Source organism: Streptosporangium nondiastaticum, assembly GCF_003011965.1.
Lineage (GTDB): Bacteria > Actinomycetota > Actinomycetes > Streptomycetales > Streptomycetaceae > Streptomyces > Streptomyces nondiastaticus.
On record NZ_PXWG01000396.1, the window covers coordinates 1 to 401 of the forward strand.

The 401-nt window shown below is 75.8% G+C and carries 1 protein-coding gene; it reads left to right on the forward strand.

All coding sequences use genetic code 11. The features are described 5' to 3' along the window. On the forward strand, positions 1 to 401 hold a 401-nt coding region (locus tag B7P34_RS36405; protein ID WP_146167072.1), incomplete at both ends, for a diguanylate cyclase domain-containing protein.

Sequence of the window (401 nt, forward strand, 5' to 3'; positions counted from 1 at the left end):
CTGGCCGGCATCCTCGGCACGCTGGTGCTGGTCGGCGGCCTGCGCTGGTGGCAGCACATGGTGGCCCTGGAAGCCCGTGCGCCGCGGCGCCCTGGCGCGCCGCCGTCACCGGCCCCCGGGGTGCCTCGGGCGGCCGAGCCCGACGCTGCGCTGCAACCCGTGGCCGAAGCCGCTCAGCGCGCGCGCCTCACCGACCCGCTCACGGGCCTGTGCACCCGGCTGATGCTCGAGGACCAGCTGGCCTCGGCCGTGCTGCGGGCCGAAGCCCGGCGCCGGCGGGTGGCCTTGCTCTACATCGACCTTGACGGATTCAAGCCGGTCAACGACTCCTTCGGGCATGGCGCGGGTGACACCCTGCTGCGCGAGGTGGGGCGCCGGCTCGACGAGCAGGGGCGCAGCAC